The sequence below is a fragment of the Agrobacterium sp. DSM 25558 genome (assembly GCF_900100825.1).
Classification (GTDB): Bacteria; Pseudomonadota; Alphaproteobacteria; order Rhizobiales; family Rhizobiaceae; genus Agrobacterium.
Window position 1 is genome coordinate 21,771 of sequence record NZ_FMUD01000036.1, and the last position, 16,279, is coordinate 38,049.

Consider the following 16,279-nt stretch of genomic DNA (forward strand, 5'->3'; position numbering starts at 1 on the left):
ATACGCGGAGAACACCTATCAGCGCACTATCGGCTTGCCCCAGGCATGGGTGCGACGGTGATGGCGCTTGCTAGTCAAAAGCACACGCACGGGTTCGGCTTCGACAGGGGCGCGATCAACGAATGGAGGAATTAGACTGTTCGCTTTAGGCGTGTACTACGAAACGAATTCGGCGCAGGCGTCATTGAGGATCAAACAGGAAGCCCAGGCATCCTACTCGATCCGCTCGACCACAACATCGCGCGTCAGAACCCCGCCGATTTCTGGCTCGGCTTGCATCCGTCAGAGCCGACTTCAAGCAGGCACGCCAGCGACCGGGTTTTGACCCGGCTGCGATTAGGGGTATCAGTATTGATTCCACCGACTCGAGCCCCATTGCGGTTAGTGCCGATAACCAACCGCTAGCGCTCGACTCTCGCTGGCATGACGATCATGCAGCACATTGCTGGCGCCGAAAAGATACTACAGCTTATATCGACCGAAACGGCCACCGATGTCGAGCGATCTGTCCAGTGCGTAAGTGCAGACGGGCGTTGATTGACAACTTCAGCATTGGGTAGCGCACCCCGCCCTATTGCAGCGACGGTGTGCAGGACAACCACCAGGTTCGTCATTCAGCGAGTCAGTTTCTCGTGACAGGCAAAAACCATCGAGATGATTTGATTGCCCTCATCGTCTGATGCAATTATTGCAGAATATAAAAGTTGATTCCAGTGAGGTCTGAATGAAACGTCCGACAATATCAGATGTTGCCAAAGCCGCTGGTGTCAGCGTCGCGACAGTTGATCGCGTCTTAAATGGTCGCTTGCCTGTTCGCGAAGAGACATCAAAGAAAGTGTTCGCTGCCGCGGAGCGTCTGAGCTTTCACGCGACCAACATAATTAGGCAAAGGATGCTCGCTGATCTACCGGTGTATTCCTTCGGTATCATATTGCGCAAAGAAAGGCAGGAGTTCTATCAATCTTTTGCCTCTGAACTTCAACTCGCCGCCGCAGCGGTCAAGGATCGCCACATCCAACTCACGATACAGTATCTTAAAACGGGTGAGCCGACGGAGTTGTCGGAGATGATGTTGGGCATGTCGGGAAAAATATCTGCTATCGCAGCAACCGGTCCTGATCATCACGATGTGACCGCCGCCGTTTCAGCTTTGAAGTCGAAAGGCATCCCTACTTTCTCTCTCCTGACGGACCTAGCTCAAGGCGTTCGGGAAGCCTATTTAGGTACGAACAACATGAAAGTCGGCCGCAGTGCAGCATGGATGATATCGAAACTTTCGCCGAACCCCGGCAAAGTTCTACTGTTTCTAGGAGGTCACCGTTTTCACGGGCATTCTCTAAGAGAAATGGGTTTTCGGGCTTACATGCGTGAATTTGCCCCGGAATTTCAGGTGTTGGACGCACTTATCAATCTAGAGACGCGACAACTCACCTACGAGATGATGATGGATACGCTTTCACGTCATCCTGATCTCGTCGGAGTTTATTGCATTGGCGGCGGTATGGAAGGTGTCATTGAAGCACTCAATCAAAGTCCGCGGTCCGACCAGATAGCGTGTTTGGTCAATGAGCTGACCCCGCAATCAAGGCAGGCCTTGCTTGAGCGCAGGATTTCCGGTGTTTTCCAAACTCCGCTGCGCGAATTATGCGGTGATTTGATCTCCACTATGATCCACACAATCGAACACGGTATGGCGGAAAGTCCAGGACAGAGGTTTTTTCCCGCTCATTTGTGGGTTCCTGAAAGCCTATGATAGTTTGATAGATAATATCAGGCATTATTGGTCTATTTCTATCATGGCTGAAAGGTAAAGCCGTTACGGAACGGTTGACCATATCCGCTCTCTCAGACAATTGTGCCTTGCGACGGTGGAGACAGGAGGCCGTCGCCCAGAACTCAATAAGTAATGCATCGCTCTCGTTCCCGATTTTCATCTGGTCCACCGGTTGAGAGGAGGATGAGTGCTGCCTTTCTGAAGAGCCATGGTGACCGTTGGTATTTTTGAGGAGGAACTTAAATTGAAAAAACATCTCATGCTCGTGGCATTTGCAACACTGCTGGCGACATCTGCTTCTGCGCAAACAATCGGCGTCTCCATGGCGCTTTTCGACGATAACTTTCTCACCGTGCTGCGAAATGGCATGACGGATTACGCAAAGACAAAGCAGGGTGTTACCCTTCAGGTCGAAGATGCGCAAAACGATGTTGGCAAACAGCTCAGCCAGGTCCAGAATTTTGTAGCCTCCGGTGTAGACGCAATCGTCGTCAACCCCGTCGACACGGATGGAACCGCTGCGATTTCGCAGGCCGCCGCCGCCGCTGGAATTCCACTGGTCTACGTCAACCGTCAGCCAGCCAACGTCGACCAGCTTCCCGAAAAGCAGGCATTCGTCGCTTCCGACGAAAAGGAATCTGGAACACTTCAAACCAAGGAAGTCTGCCGCATTCTCAAGGAAGCCGGCAAGAAAGAAGCCAAAGCCGTCGTGATGATGGGTGAACTGTCCAACCAGGCAGCGCGCATGAGAACCCAGGACATCAAGGACGTGATTGCGACGCCGGATTGCAACTTCATCAAGATCGTCGAAGAACAGACAGCTAACTGGTCGCGCACCCAAGGTGCCGATCTTATGACCAACTGGCTATCCGCTGGCGTTCAGTTCGATGCGGTCATCGCCAACAACGACGAGATGGCAATTGGCGCTATCCAGTCGCTGAAAGCAGCGGGCAAGGATATGAAGTCCGTCGTCGTGGCAGGCATTGACGCGACACAGGATGCCCTCGCTTCCGTGGCTGCAGGCGATCTTGATGTGACCGTCTTCCAGAACGCTGCCGGGCAGGGCAAGGGCGCAGTGGATGCTGCGCTTAAGCTTGCAGGCGGCGAGACGATCGAGAAGAAGGGCTATGTGCCTTTTGAACTCGTCACTCCGGCAAACCTCAAGACCTACCAGGCCAAGAACTAAAATAACTCTGCGTAACGGAGGGAAGGCTGTGCCTTCTCTTCCTTGCCAGAGCGACGGAGGATAAGCCATGGTCAGTCCCACAACAGCGGCGGCTATCAAGCAAGTGCTCGATGCCACCGAAGCCGACGGTCTGCTTTCGATCGAAGGAATTCGCAAAGAGTTTCCAGGCGTAGTTGCACTCGATAACGTCAAGCTGCGTGTTAGACCCGGAACGGTGCATGCACTCATGGGCGAAAACGGTGCGGGCAAATCGACGCTCATGAAAATCATTGCTGGAATATACCAGCCTGACGCAGGTGAAATCCGCATTCGAGGCGTCCCGACAGTGTTGCAATCGCCTCTCGATGCGCTCGAGCAGGGGATCGCGATGATCCACCAGGAACTTCAGTTGATGAACTGGATGACCGTGGCGGAAAACATCTGGATAAGGCGAGAGCCCAAAAACCGCTTCGGTCTCATTGACCATTCAAAAATGGTAAAGATGACGGAGGAGCTTTTCGCTCGCCTGAACATCTCGCTCGATCCGCGTTCGCAAGTGTCGGAGTTGACGGTGGCTCAAAAGCAGATGGTCGAGATTGCTCGCGCCGTCAGCTACGAGTCGTCTGTCCTCATCATGGATGAACCGACCTCGGCTTTGACCGATCGGGAAGTACAGCATCTTTTTTCCATCATCCGCAGCTTGCGCGAGCGCGGTATTGGTATCGTTTACATCACACACAAAATGAATGAACTCTTCGAGATTGCCGATGAGTTTACGGTTTTCCGCGATGGCAAATACGTCGGCACACATTTTTCGAAGGATGTTAACCGCGACGATATCATTCGCATGATGGTTGGCCGAGACATTACCGATATGTTCCCCAAGATCGATTGCCCTATTGGCGATGTGATCCTTGAAGTGAAGAACCTCACGATCCCTGGCGTTTTCCACGATATTTCCTTCACGCTGAGGCGAGGCGAAATACTGGGTCTGGCGGGCTTGGTGGGTTCCAAGCGATCGAACGTCGCCGAAGCCATTTTTGGTGTCACGCCCGCAAAAACGGGTGAAATCCTGATTGAAGGCAAGCCGGTCAGCATCGGCAGTCCTAGCGCTGCGATGGCACAGGGACTTGCTTTCCTGACAGAGGATCGCAAGGAAACGGGTTGTTTTCTTATCCTGAATTGCCTTGAAAACATCCAGTCCGCTTTGATAACGCGTTCCCATGTGAAGGCGGGATTCGTCGACCAGTCGACGGTCACCAAGTTAGCCGAGGATATGGCGGCAACGCTTCGAGTAAAAACCCCAAACCTCTATGAGGCGGTCGAGAACCTTTCAGGCGGCAACCAGCAGAAGTTGCTGATTGCACGATGGCTGCTGACCAAGCCGCGCATCCTCATTCTCGACGAGCCGACCCGCGGCATCGATGTGGGAGCGAAAGCGGAAATACATCGACTGATCACCGGTTTGGCGGCTGAGGGGGTCGCCGTGCTTATGATCTCGTCGGAACTTCCGGAGGTCTTGGGAATGAGTGACCGGATAGTCGTCATGCATGAAGGTCGGGTTGCTGGTGTTCTCGATCGCGCCGAAGCAACTCAAGTCAAGATAATGGACCTAGCTGCGCGCTAATCGTGCACCGTGGGAGGAATATTGCATTATGAATACGACGACACAGATCAGTACCCAAGACGCGCCAGCACGGCGTCGCTTACCGTCCGAGTTGACAATCCTTCTTGTCCTTGTCGGCATCTCGTTGACGTTCGAACTTCTTGGCTGGATCCTCCAGGGACAGAGTTTTCTAGGGAACACGCAGCGTCTGTCGATTATGATTTTGCAGGTCTCGGTTATCGGGATCATTGCAATCGGGGTAACGCAAGTCATCATTTCAGACGGCATTGATCTAAGCTCCGGTTCCATCGTCGGCGCAACAGCGATGATCTCCATGAGTTTGGCGCAGGTCGGTACTTATGAAAGAGCGCTTTATCCAGGCCTGACCGACCTCCCGGTCGTCGTGCCGGTTGCTGCCGGTTTGCTTGTCGGCCTCATTTGCGGTGCGATCAATGGCCTGCTGATCGCCTATACCAAAATTCCTGCGTTTATTGCGACACTGGGCATGATGGTTACGGCGCGGGGCTTTGCCAAGTGGTACACCAAGGGCCAGCCCATCAGCTTTCCGACCGATGGCTTTGCGGCGATCGGCAAGGGTCTCGCGCCCGTGCTGATTTTTCTGGCAGTGGCAGCGGTCATGCACGTTGTCTTGCGCTACACGCGGTATGGTAAATTTACCTATGCGATCGGAGCCAATTCGCACGCCGCGCGCGTGTCCGGTATTAACGTCGAGCGTCATACGGTGAAAGTCTATGCTGTCGCTGGTCTGTTATCCGGTCTGGCCGGGATCGTCGTGGCTTCACGCGGTCTTACTGCCCAGGCAGGCATGGGCATCAGCTACGAACTCGATGCAATCGCAATGGCCGTCATCGGGGGTGTGTCGCTGTCGGGCGGACGGGGATCGGTCGTGGGAACATTGATCGGGATGGTCATCTTCGGTGTCATCATCTCCGGTTTTACATTCCTGCGCCTCGATGCCTACTACCAGGAAATGCTCAAGGGCGTGATCATTGTCGCAGCCGTCGTGGCTGACATGTACAGGCAACGCAAGCGGGTGAAATCCTGAATCTGTAACTTGCACCAATCCCACGTTGCTGTGATGCCGCGTGGGAATCGAAGACCAGATATGTGAGTAAATTCAATGAAAAAGCTTTTCATGACGGCAACGCTTTGCCTGATCGGTCTGCCTGCCATGGCCGAGACCCGTATCGCGGTTAGCATGACGTCGTTCGACAACCCGTTCCTCACGATCCTGTTGAACGGCATCCGCTCTGGAGCGGAGCACGCCGGAAGCATCGATCTGGTTGCGGAAGATGCGCAGTTGGACCCTGCAAAACAGCTAAGCCAAGTGCAGAACTTCATAGCGAACGGCGTCGACGCGATCATTGTCAATGCCGTTGACGGTGACTCGACGGCGGCGATTACGCGGGCGGCGGCTGACGCCAAGATCCCACTCGTTTATGTGAACCACCCGCCGGCCGAACTTGATTCCGGTTTGCCCGCAGGAGCTGCCTTTGTTGGCTCCAACGAGACGGATTCCGGCACCATGCAGGCACAGGCCGCCTGTAAGTTGATGGGCGGCAAGGGCCGGGCCGTTATCCTGATGGGACCACTCGAAAATCATGCGGCTCTGGTTCGTACCAAGGATGTAGAAAACGTTTTTGCCGCTCCCGACTGCAAGATTGAAGTCGCCGAAAAGCAGACCGCCAACTGGAACAGAACACAGGCGCAAGATCTGGTTTCTTCCTGGCTCACGGCTGGCGTGAAGTTCGACGCGGTGATTGCCAACAATGACGAGATGGCCATTGGCGCGGTTCAGGCCTTGAAGACTGCAGGCGTCGATATGAAGGACGTCGTCATAGCCGGTATCGATGCGACGCCAGATGGCCTGGCGGCGATGAAGGCAGGCGATATCGACATTACCGTCTACCAGAATGCCACGAAACAGGGCGAGGTTGCAGTACAGGCTGCCGCCAAAATGGCGTCCGGAGAAAATGTCGAGAAGACGCTCTGGGTGCCATTCGAACTCGTCACGCCCGACAACATGTCGACCTACAAGTAATGCGGCAGGGTTCAGACCTATCTAGGGGAGTTTGCAATGAAACATACACTTGACCCACACATGTTCCGGCACCTGTCGCTTGAAGACACCTGCCGGAAGGTCGCAGATCTTGGATATGATTACGTCGAGCTGTCACCGCGTCCCGACTTTCTGTCCTGGTGGACGAGACCAAAGGTCTATCCGTCGCGCATTGCCTCCTTCAAAAAGGCTTTAAAAGACCATGGCGTCGGTCTCGCAACGCTCCAGCCGATGTACCGTTGGGCCAGCCCCTATCAGGATGAATGGGACAACGCGATAGACAACTGGAAGCGTGTCATCGAAATCGCAGTCGAGATGGATTGCCCGATGCTTGTTTCGGAGTTCGGACGCGGTGGCTCGCCGGAACGAAGCTTGAACGACCGTTCTGGTCTGCATCGCCCCGAGACCTGCGAAGCACAGTTCTTCCGCGCCATGGACATCCTCGTTCCCCTTCTCGAAAAGGAGGGGCTGATCCTTTCGCTCGAGGCACATCCTGAGGACTGGATAGAACAGATCGCGCCTGCCATCGATATCATCAAGACGATCGATTCGCCGTCCGTGAAAGCGTCGTTCATCGCGCCACATACGTTCTTCTACGGGCCAGACATGGTCGCCAATCTGCGCGCCACCGAAGGTCATCTGGTGCATGTGAGGTTGGCTGACACTTACGACCATAACAAGTCGTCTGAGCTCCGCTACATCGTCAATCCGCCAGGCTCGAAGGTACGTGTCCATCAGCACACCGATTTTGGCCAGGGTGAGATCGACTTCGACACACTGTTCGCGACCCTCGCGGACATGAAATTCGACGGCGTTCTCTCAAACTGCGTTTTCGCATGGGAAGACCGCGTCGATGAAAGTGCGCGCTTTATGCTTGATGAAACTCGGCGCTACGTCGCCAAATATTGGAATGAGGCTTGAAATGACTGTCAGAATCGGTGTCATCGGCACGGGTGCCATCGGGCGCGACCACGCTCGCCGCATCAATAACGTCCTTAGCGGCGCAAACATCGTTGCTCTCAGCGACGTCAACAAAGCCTCGGCCGAGGCGGTCAAGAACGACGTAGCCCCAGACGCAACGGTCTTCGAAACAGGGGAGGCTCTCATTGCTTCGCCTGATGTCGATGCGGTTCTCGTCACCTCGTGGGGCGCGACGCACGAACAATATGTTCTTGCCGCGATTGAAGCTGGCAAGCCATGCTTTTGCGAAAAGCCCTTAGCGACGACCGCCGAAGGTGCAAAACGTATCGTCGATGCGGAAGTGGCTCATGGAAAACGGCTTGTGCAGGTTGGCTTCATGCGCCGCTATGATGCGGGATATGTTGCCCTCAAGCACGCAGTCGACACCCAGATCGGTGCACCGATCATGGTTCACGCTGCGCACCGTAATCCCGCCGTGCCGGAGCAATACGTCACGCCGATGGCCATCCATGACACGATGATCCACGAAATCGACGTTCTTCGCTGGTTGCTTGATGATGACTACGTCTCGGCAAGAGTGCTTTTTCCGCGGTCTTCCGCGCGTAGCCACGCCAAACTGCGCGACCCGCAGATTGTGATCTTGGAAACCGCCAAGGGAACGATCATCGACGTCGAGATTTTCGTGAATTGCCATTATGGCTATGACATCCAGTGCCAAGTCGTCGGCGAAGACGGTATTGCAAACCTTCCCGATCCTATGGCGATCCCGCTGCGTCTCGCTGCCAAGAAGCAGAGCGAAATTCTGACCGACTGGAAAGATCGCTTCATCGCCAGCTATGACGTGGAACTGCAAGATTTCATCAAGGCTGCTGCAAAGGGTACGGCGTCCGGACCAAACTCCTGGGACGGTTATGTCGCGGCCATCACATCCGATGCCTGCGTAACGGCACAGGAGTCCGAAGGCGCGGCGATTGCCATCAACCTTCCCGCTCGTCCAGCTCTTTATAACTGAGGTCCGTCATGCGTTTCGCCATCAACCACATTACAGCGCCAAAGCTCTCGCTTGTGGACTTCTTCGCGGCAGCCCGTAATCTCGGGCTGACCGAGGTCGAGATCCGCAACGATCTTCCCGATATCGTCAACACAATACCGGCTGCTGAAGTCAAGGCAGCGGCGCAGAAGGCGGGGGTGGACATCATTTCCATCAATGCTCTCTATCCCTTCAACGTCTGGTCCGGCGATTTGCCGAAAAAGGCTGTCGCTCTCGCCGATTATGCCGCGGCCAGCGGTGCAAAAGCACTGGTCATGTGCCCCTTGAACGACGGCACCGAGGTGTCCTTCGATGATCTCGCTGTTGCACTGATCGCCATGAAGCCCATCCTGCAGGAGCGCGGCCTGATCGGTCTCGTTGAGCCTCTCGGCTTCCCGATCTCCTCGCTTCGGACCAAGAAGGAGGCACTGCGTGCCATCGATGCTGCGGACGGCGGCGATGTCTACAAGCTGATGCACGATACGTTTCACCATCATCTGGCTGGCGAAACCGAGTTTTTTCCCGACCGGACTGGTCTGGTCCATATTTCGGGTGTTGTGGACCCGGATGTCTACGTCAACGATATGCTGGATGCGCATCGCGTCCTTGTAGATTCGAAGGACCGATTGGAAAATATCGCTCAGATCAAGGCGATGAACGCCGGTGGTTACCAAGGCCCCTACAGCTTCGAGCCGTTTGCCGATGAGGTCCACGAACTTTCCGATCCTGAAGTGTCCGTTCGCGAGAGCATGGATTACGTGTCGTCCAGGCTTTGATCCAACACCAAACCGTGCCTGCGCGAGACGTGCAGGCACGGAAACACTCACGAACTGCCGCGTTGCCGGAGAATAATATGAACAAGTCACTGGATGTCATTACGATCGGACGATCCTCCGTTGACCTTTACGGGGCTCAAATCGGCGGCCGTTTGGAGGACATGGGATCTTTCAACAAATATATCGGCGGATCTCCGACGAATATGGCTGCAGGCACCGCCCGCCTTGGTCTGCGTTCTGCTTTAATTACACGCGTCGGCGACGAGCATATGGGGCGATTCATCCGCGAGGAACTCGCGCGCGAAGGCGTCGATGTGACGGGTGTGAAGACTGACCCTGAGCGACTTACGGCGCTGGTTCTTCTCGGTATTCGTGACGAAGAGAAATTCCCTCTCATTTTCTACCGCGAAAATTGTGCCGATATGGCGCTTTGCGAAGACGATATTGACGAGACGCTGATAGCCCGTTCGCTATCGGTTGTCGCGACTGGCACACATCTCAGTCACCCGCGCACCGAAAAGGCTGTGCGGAAGGCTCTGGAGCTGGCGCGCAAGCACGGCGCACGGACCGCGCTCGATATCGACTACCGACCGAACCTCTGGGGACTGGCAGGCCACGGCGATGGCGAAAGCCGTTTCGTTGAAAGCGGCTCGGTCACGGCCAAGCTAGAGGCGACGCTTCACCTGTTTGACCTCATCGTTGGCACCGAAGAAGAGTTTCACATTGCAGGCGGCTCGACCGACACGATCAAGGCTCTGCGCGCGGTGCGCAACGTGTCGAAAGCAACCCTTGTCTGCAAACGCGGTGCTGACGGAGCCGTCGCATTTAGTGGCGCTATTCCCGATACGCTCGACGATGGGAAAGCGGTCCGGGTTATCCCATCGAAGTTTTCAATGTGCTGGGCGCGGGCGACGGTTTCATGTCCGGCCTTATCAAGGGCTGGCTGGAGAACGCACCATGGCCACGGGCGCTGCAATACGCCAATGCTTGCGGCGCATTTGCGGTCAGCCGCCATGGCTGCACGCCCGCCTATCCCTCGCTGCAGGAACTCGATTTCTTCCTGAAGCGCGGCGTGAAAAACAAGGCGCTGCGTCACGATGCGGAACTGGAGCAGATCCACTGGGCAACGAACCGTCATAATGACTGGTCGACGATGCGGGTCTTTGCATTCGATCACCGTGTCCAACTGGAAGTCATGGAGGGTGCCACACCGCAGAAGATCGGCCGTTTCAAGGAACTGTGCCTTCAGGCTGCGCTTAAGGTTCAGGACGGACAGCCCGGCTACGGCATTTTGTGCGACAACCGGCTGGGACGCCGTGCTTTGCATGCAGCATCTGGCACCGGCCTGTGGATCGGTCGGCCCGTCGAATGGCCAGGCTCCCGTCCGCTGACGCTTGAGCCCGAAATTGGTCCTGACTTTGGGGGATTGGATGAATGGCCGCTGGAAAATGTCGTCAAGGTTCTGTGCTTCTGCCATCCTGACGATACGCCTGAAATGTTTGACGCCCATGAGGAAACAATCAAGAGGCTGTTTGCTGCTGCAAGGCGCAACCGTCTTGAATTCCTGCTGGAAATCATCCCGTCGAAGGTTGGCGCTGTCGATGACGACACCAACGCCACGCTGATCCGTTGGTTCTATGACATCGGCATCTACCCGGACTGGTGGAAACTGGAGCCGATGGCAAGCAAAACGGCATGGGAAAACGCATGCAACGCAATCACTGACAATGATCCCAACACGCGGGGTATCGTCGTTTTGGGGCTAGAGGCACCAGAAGCCAATCTTGCTGCCAGTTTCAGGGTCGCTGCCGGTTTTCCCCTTGTAAAGGGTTTTGCCGTGGGGCGCACTATCTTCGCTCAGGCCGCCTGCGACTGGCTGGCCGGGACGATTTCCGACGAAGAGGCAATCAAAGACATGCAGGGCCGTTACCAGCGGCTGTGCACCGTATGGCAAGAAGCGCGCATAGCGAGCCAAGACAATGACGCGGCGTTACTGTCGCAGGGAAGGGTATGATATGACGGAGACCATTCGCCTCACCGCCGCGCAAGCCATGTTCCGCTGGCTTTCCGTGCAGATGACCGAAGATGGAGAGCGTTTCATCGAGGGTGTATGGGCCATTTTCGGCCATGGCAACGTTGCCGGCATCGGAGAAGCGCTGCACGGCATTGGTGACGCGCTGCCGACCTGGCGCGGACAAAACGAACAGACGATGGCGCACGCGGCAATCGCCTATGCCAAGACAAAACGACGCCAGAAGGCGATGGCAGTAACGTCGTCCATCGGACCCGGCTCAACCAACCTATTGACCGCCGCAGCTCTTGCCCATGTCAATCGCTTGCCGGTTCTCTTCATTCCCGGAGACGTTTTCGCCAATCGCAGGCCGGACCCGGTTCTTCAGCAGATCGAGGATTTCGACGACGGTACCATGAGCGTGACGGACTGCTTCAAACCCGTCAGCCGCTACTTCGATCGCATTACGCGCGCGGAACATCTTCTGACCGCGCTGCCTCGGGCCATGCAGGTGATGACGGACCCGACCAATTGCGGCCCGGTGACGCTCGCTTTTTGCCAAGATGTACAGGCTGAAGCCTATGATTATCCGCAATCGTTCTTCGAGCCTAAGGTATGGCGTATTCGCCGGCCGGAACCCGACCCGCGTGAGTTAGATGATGTCGTCGCGGCACTCGAGGCGTCCACCAATCCTGTGATTGTTGCAGGTGGCGGCGTGCTTTATTCTAGCGCTGAGGGCGATCTGCTCGCATTTGCGAAAAAGCATAATATTCCCGTGGTGGAAACGCAGGCAGGCAAAGGCGCTATAGACTGGCAGGAAACGCTGAACTTCGGCTCACCGGGCGTCACCGGTACGGATTGCGGTAACCAGATTGCTGCAAAGGCCGATCTCATACTCGGTGTCGGCACCCGCTTTCAGGATTTTACTACCGGTAGTTGGGCCATCTTCGGCAATCCGACCCGCAAGCTCGTCTCGGTCAATCTCACCGGCTATGACGCCGCCAAGCATGGCGCTATTCCGCTGGTTTGTGATGCCAAGGTCGCATTGTCGCGGATTTCCGCCGGACTTGGTTCGCACCGTTTTGCCGACCCGGACTTTGCATCAAGGGAGGCTTGGTTCAAGGCATCCGACACCGTCACTGCCGCGCCTGTTACGCTGGCACCCAATTTTCTGCCATCTGACGCTCAAGTAATAGGGGCCGTGCAAAGAGTTGCCGGACCGCAGACGGTCGCCATGTGTGCGGCGGGAACGATGCCCGGTGCTTTGCAGGTTCTCTGGCGCTCAGCCGCAGGCGGCTATCATATGGAATATGGCTACTCCTGCATGGGCTACGAGGTCGCAGGCGCGTTTGGCATCAAGCTCGCAGCACCTGAAAAAGAGGTGGTGTGCTTCGTTGGCGATGGATCCTACATGATGGCGAACTCGGAAATCGCGACAGCCGTGATGATGCACGTTCCTTTCACGATCGTGCTCACGGACAACCGTGGTTATGGCTGCATCAACCGCCTTCAACAGGAATGCGGCGGTGCAGAGTTCAACAACATGTACAAGGACAGCAACATCGAAACCCAGCCGGACATCGATTTTGTGGCACATGCGGCTTCGATGGGTGCCTATGCGATCAAGGCGAGCGATATCCGCCAGCTTGAAGCCGAGATCGTCCTGGCACGGGACCGCTCCATCCCATCGGTGATCGTCATCGATACAGAGGCGGAAACAGGAGCCGGGATCGGTGGTGCCTGGTGGGACGTGGCCGTGCCGGAAGTCGGTGATACCGAAAAGCTTAAACTGGCGCGAAAGCACTACGAGGCGAATGCCGCTCGACAGCGCATCAACTGATACCCTTCGACTGCCCGAAAGGATTGACCATGATACTCTACGGAACAAACCCCATTGCCTGGTCCAATGATGACGATCAGACGATCGGCGCGCATCTATCACTCGAGGATTGCCTGTCGGATTGCCGCAAGATCGGCTTCGATGGCATCGAGAAGGGCCACAAGATGCCAAGCGAAGGCACGGCGTTGAAGGCCAAGCTTGGCGAATTCGGCCTGCGTTTTGTCGGCGGTTGGCATTCCACCAACCTTCTCGTCAATGAAATCGAGACCGAGAAGGCCGCGTTGCAGACGTTCATCGACATGACGAAGGCTGCTGGCGGCGATCATATCAATGCCTGCGAATGCTCCAACACCGTTCACGGAAGCGAGGGCACGCCTGTCAACGACCGGCCGATCATGACCGAGGAACAGTGGACGCGCTTTTCGGAAGGCTACGAGGTGCTCTCGAAGTTCGCTTTCGATCAGGGCGTCAAGATGGGCTACCACCACCACATGGGAACGATTATCGAAAGTGCTGACGATATCGACCGTTTCATGCGTATGGCCGGGCCTTACACCCGCCTTCTGCTGGACACGGGCCACTGCACATTTGGCGGCGCAAACCCTGAAAGCGTCGCTGCGAAATACATGGACCGCGTGACGCATATCCATGCCAAGAATATTCGTCCAGAAATCATGAAACGTGTTCGCGCGGAGAATTTGTCCTTCCTCGACGGTGTGCGCCTGGGCGTATTCACCGTCCCTGGCGACCCGGAAGGCTGCGTGGATTTTGCGCCGGTACTCAAGACTGCGGCCGAGCATCGCTATTCCGGTTGGCTGGTGATCGAGGCCGAGCAGGACAGTGCCGTGCGCGAACCGTTCTACTATCAAAACATGGGTCTGAAAGCGCTAAAGTCTGGCGCGCGCGATGCCGGGCTTGACACAGCAACCGTTAAAACAACCGCATAGGAAGTCGTCATGAGCATTCTCAAGCGCAGTCCCTTCGGCACGCACGGCAAGGTTCACGAGATCACGCCGCAATCCGCTGGCTGGCGTTATGTCGGCTTCAGCCTTTATCGCTTGCGTGAAGGCGAGAATATTGGCGAGCCGACAGGGAACTCGGAGGTCATCATCGTCATGGTAGAGGGAAAAGCCCGATTCAATGCCGCTGGCAAGGACTGGGGCGAACTCGGCGAGCGGATGAACGTCTTCGAGAAAACTCCGCCACATTGCCTCTATGTGCCCAATGGTGAGCAGTGGGAAGCAACTGCGACGACCGATTGCACCATCGGTGTCTGCCTCGCTCCAGGTATCAGCGGGCATGAGGCAAGACGTATCGGCCCGGACGGTATTACGCTGACTCCGCGAGGTATCGGTTCCAATCAGCGGTTCATCAATAATATCGCTATGGAGAACGAGGATTATTGCGACAGCCTGTTGGTCACGGAGGTGTTCACACCCGCGGGCAATTGGTCTTCCTATCCAAGCCACCGTCACGACGAGGACGATTTCCCCCGGATCACCTATTTGGAGGAAACCTATTATCATCGCATCAATCCCGAGCAGGGTTTTGCCTTGCAACGGGTCTACACGGATGATGCCTCGCTCAACGAGACGATCGCAGTGAAGAACCACGATGTGGTGCTGGTTCCGCGCGGTCATCACCCGTGCGGTGCACCGCATGGGTTCGAGCTTTATTACCTCAACGTCATGGCAGGTCCCTTGCGAAAATGGCGTTTCGTGGCCGATCCAGTCGTCCAGTGGATCATGGACCGCGATGCTCGCTAAATGGAAGACCAGGGTGACAATATGGCTGTCCTGGCTCAAATGGGAGACTATCTATGCCGCTGATCAAAGTTAATTTGAGGAAAGGTCGTTCAAAAGCCGAGCTGAGATCGTTGCTCGACACGATACACGAGGTCATGGTGGCTGCTTTCAATGTTCCAGAGCGTGATCGATATCAGATCGTCTATGAACATAAGTCTTCACACATGCATGCTCTGGACACGGGTCTCGGTTTCGAGCGAACGGATAAATTTGTGCTCATCGAGGTCGTCTCGCGCCCCAGGAAGCAAAGCGAGAAGTTGGCTTTTTATCGAAACCTTGCGGCGGGTTTGGAGTCGGAGTGTTCAATCGCAGCGTCTGATATCATGGTGTCGTTCGTGGAAAATACGGACGATGATTGGTCTTTTGGGGGAGGGGTTGCCCAATTCGTTACGGGTGAGCTTTGAACGTGAGGCGCAACGCGAGCGAATGAACGGTGCCTGCCGATAAAATGGTCCACCAACAGCCAGATCCTCCAGTCGATTTCGACAGCCTGCGCGCACTGATCAAGGCGAAACACACGTCGTTTCCCAAACGCCTGTCCCAGGTGGCACGCTATCTGATCGATAATCCGGACGAAACTGCCCTCGGCTCAGTCGGTTCTATAGCCGAAGCTGCGCAAGTGACTCCTTCAACCGTGATGCGGTTCGCGCAGCTTCTCGGCTATGACGGCTTTACCGCGCTGCAGGAAATATTCCGAAGAAACATTCGGGCAAAACTCTCCTTAAACGACGACGCGACAGGCTGGAAATCTCCCGAGAGGTCATCGCCAAGTCACCCGCTCAGTCAGACAATTAACGCCTGCTGCAACGCTCTGTCTGGGCTGACCAACATGGTTACAACGATAGAGATCGACGGCGCTGTCGAAATCCTGTCACGGGCCCGCTGCGTGTTTATTCAGGGATCACGTTCGACCTTTCCGATGACGGTTGCGCTTCAGCAAGCACTGACGCGAAAAGGTATTCGATGCACGTTATCGATGGACCTCACTGGCGGAGATGACGTTCTCGCGCTAGCAACGAATGACGATGCCGTAATCTTCATCTCACGATCCGCTGATGCCGAACGTGTGTTTCATGCCTTACCTCTGGCGGCAAAGGGCGTTCCGATCATCGCCATCGTGGATTCCAGTCTCAGCCCATATACGGATGTCGCATCGATCAGCTTCAAGCTTGGTAGGCCGGATGATACGAATTTCCTAATGCCGACACTGGCGATCGCACTCACCGAGGTATTGGTAAAACGGTTGAAGCAGAGGCACGCATGAATGCCGC

General features: G+C 55.7%; 13 protein-coding genes and 1 pseudogene. All 14 read left to right on the plus strand.

The features are described 5' to 3' along the window. Positions 1 to 724 precede the first annotated feature (724 nt). On the plus strand, positions 725 to 1,753 hold the full coding sequence (locus DSM25558_RS22865; RefSeq protein WP_077106977.1) for a substrate-binding domain-containing protein: 1,029 nt from the start codon (positions 725 to 727) through the stop codon (positions 1,751 to 1,753). A 280-nt stretch (positions 1,754 to 2,033) separates the two neighbouring features. Continuing rightward, positions 2,034 to 2,960, plus strand: coding sequence for a sugar ABC transporter substrate-binding protein (locus DSM25558_RS22870; RefSeq protein WP_371480437.1), 927 nt, complete (start codon positions 2,034 to 2,036; stop codon positions 2,958 to 2,960). Positions 2,961 to 3,027: 67 nt separating this feature from the next. After that, positions 3,028 to 4,566 (plus strand): sugar ABC transporter ATP-binding protein, encoded by a 1,539-nt coding sequence (locus DSM25558_RS22875; RefSeq protein WP_077106978.1) that lies wholly within the window; start codon positions 3,028 to 3,030, stop codon positions 4,564 to 4,566. Positions 4,567 to 4,594: 28 nt separating this feature from the next. Next, positions 4,595 to 5,611: an ABC transporter permease gene (locus tag DSM25558_RS22880; RefSeq protein ID WP_045232269.1), complete on the plus strand. Its 1,017-nt coding sequence runs from the start codon at positions 4,595 to 4,597 to the stop codon at positions 5,609 to 5,611. A gap of 75 nt (positions 5,612 to 5,686) precedes the next feature. Continuing rightward, positions 5,687 to 6,607 (plus strand): substrate-binding domain-containing protein, encoded by a 921-nt coding sequence (locus tag DSM25558_RS22885; protein WP_077106979.1) that lies wholly within the window; start codon positions 5,687 to 5,689, stop codon positions 6,605 to 6,607. Between the two features lie 36 nt (positions 6,608 to 6,643). Beyond that, positions 6,644 to 7,546 (plus strand): sugar phosphate isomerase/epimerase family protein, encoded by a 903-nt coding sequence (locus tag DSM25558_RS22890; protein WP_077106980.1) that lies wholly within the window; start codon positions 6,644 to 6,646, stop codon positions 7,544 to 7,546. A 1-nt stretch (position 7,547) separates the two neighbouring features. Then, positions 7,548 to 8,558, plus strand: coding sequence for a Gfo/Idh/MocA family protein (locus DSM25558_RS22895; protein WP_077106981.1), 1,011 nt, complete (start codon positions 7,548 to 7,550; stop codon positions 8,556 to 8,558). 8 nt (positions 8,559 to 8,566) lie between these two features. Then, positions 8,567 to 9,352, plus strand: a complete 786-nt coding sequence (locus DSM25558_RS22900; RefSeq protein WP_077106982.1) for a TIM barrel protein — start codon at positions 8,567 to 8,569, stop codon at positions 9,350 to 9,352. Between the two features lie 77 nt (positions 9,353 to 9,429). Next, positions 9,430 to 11,366 (plus strand): annotated as a pseudogene (iolC, locus tag DSM25558_RS22905) (5-dehydro-2-deoxygluconokinase). A gap of 1 nt (position 11,367) precedes the next feature. Continuing rightward, positions 11,368 to 13,203: a 3D-(3,5/4)-trihydroxycyclohexane-1,2-dione acylhydrolase (decyclizing) gene (iolD, locus tag DSM25558_RS22910; protein WP_077106983.1), complete on the plus strand. Its 1,836-nt coding sequence runs from the start codon at positions 11,368 to 11,370 to the stop codon at positions 13,201 to 13,203. Positions 13,204 to 13,232: 29 nt separating this feature from the next. Beyond that, the gene (gene iolE, locus DSM25558_RS22915; protein ID WP_077106984.1) at positions 13,233 to 14,150 is read left to right on the plus strand and encodes a myo-inosose-2 dehydratase; all 918 of its coding nucleotides are present in this window, start codon (positions 13,233 to 13,235) and stop codon (positions 14,148 to 14,150) included. A gap of 9 nt (positions 14,151 to 14,159) precedes the next feature. Further along, positions 14,160 to 14,969, plus strand: a complete 810-nt coding sequence (iolB, locus tag DSM25558_RS22920) for a 5-deoxy-glucuronate isomerase (protein ID WP_077106985.1) — start codon at positions 14,160 to 14,162, stop codon at positions 14,967 to 14,969. Between the two features lie 53 nt (positions 14,970 to 15,022). Next, the gene (locus tag DSM25558_RS22925; RefSeq protein ID WP_077106986.1) at positions 15,023 to 15,412 is read left to right on the plus strand and encodes a tautomerase family protein; all 390 of its coding nucleotides are present in this window, start codon (positions 15,023 to 15,025) and stop codon (positions 15,410 to 15,412) included. A gap of 29 nt (positions 15,413 to 15,441) precedes the next feature. Next, positions 15,442 to 16,272, plus strand: coding sequence for a MurR/RpiR family transcriptional regulator (locus DSM25558_RS22930; RefSeq protein ID WP_143239428.1), 831 nt, complete (start codon positions 15,442 to 15,444; stop codon positions 16,270 to 16,272). Positions 16,273 to 16,279: the final 7 nt, after the last annotated feature.

Coding starts and splice junctions, on each gene's coding strand:
- DSM25558_RS22900 (WP_077106982.1), top strand. CDS start 8,567: ATGCGTTTCGCCATCAACCACATTACAGCGCCAAAGCTCTCGCTTGTG.
- DSM25558_RS22895 (WP_077106981.1), top strand. CDS start 7,548: ATGACTGTCAGAATCGGTGTCATCGGCACGGGTGCCATCGGGCGCGAC.
- DSM25558_RS22865 (WP_077106977.1), top strand. CDS start 725: ATGAAACGTCCGACAATATCAGATGTTGCCAAAGCCGCTGGTGTCAGC.
- DSM25558_RS22870 (WP_371480437.1), top strand. CDS start 2,034: ATGCTCGTGGCATTTGCAACACTGCTGGCGACATCTGCTTCTGCGCAA.
- DSM25558_RS22885 (WP_077106979.1), top strand. CDS start 5,687: ATGAAAAAGCTTTTCATGACGGCAACGCTTTGCCTGATCGGTCTGCCT.
- iolE (WP_077106984.1), top strand. CDS start 13,233: ATGATACTCTACGGAACAAACCCCATTGCCTGGTCCAATGATGACGAT.
- DSM25558_RS22890 (WP_077106980.1), top strand. CDS start 6,644: ATGAAACATACACTTGACCCACACATGTTCCGGCACCTGTCGCTTGAA.
- DSM25558_RS22875 (WP_077106978.1), top strand. CDS start 3,028: ATGGTCAGTCCCACAACAGCGGCGGCTATCAAGCAAGTGCTCGATGCC.
- DSM25558_RS22880 (WP_045232269.1), top strand. CDS start 4,595: ATGAATACGACGACACAGATCAGTACCCAAGACGCGCCAGCACGGCGT.
- DSM25558_RS22925 (WP_077106986.1), top strand. CDS start 15,023: ATGCCGCTGATCAAAGTTAATTTGAGGAAAGGTCGTTCAAAAGCCGAG.
- iolB (WP_077106985.1), top strand. CDS start 14,160: ATGAGCATTCTCAAGCGCAGTCCCTTCGGCACGCACGGCAAGGTTCAC.
- iolD (WP_077106983.1), top strand. CDS start 11,368: ATGACGGAGACCATTCGCCTCACCGCCGCGCAAGCCATGTTCCGCTGG.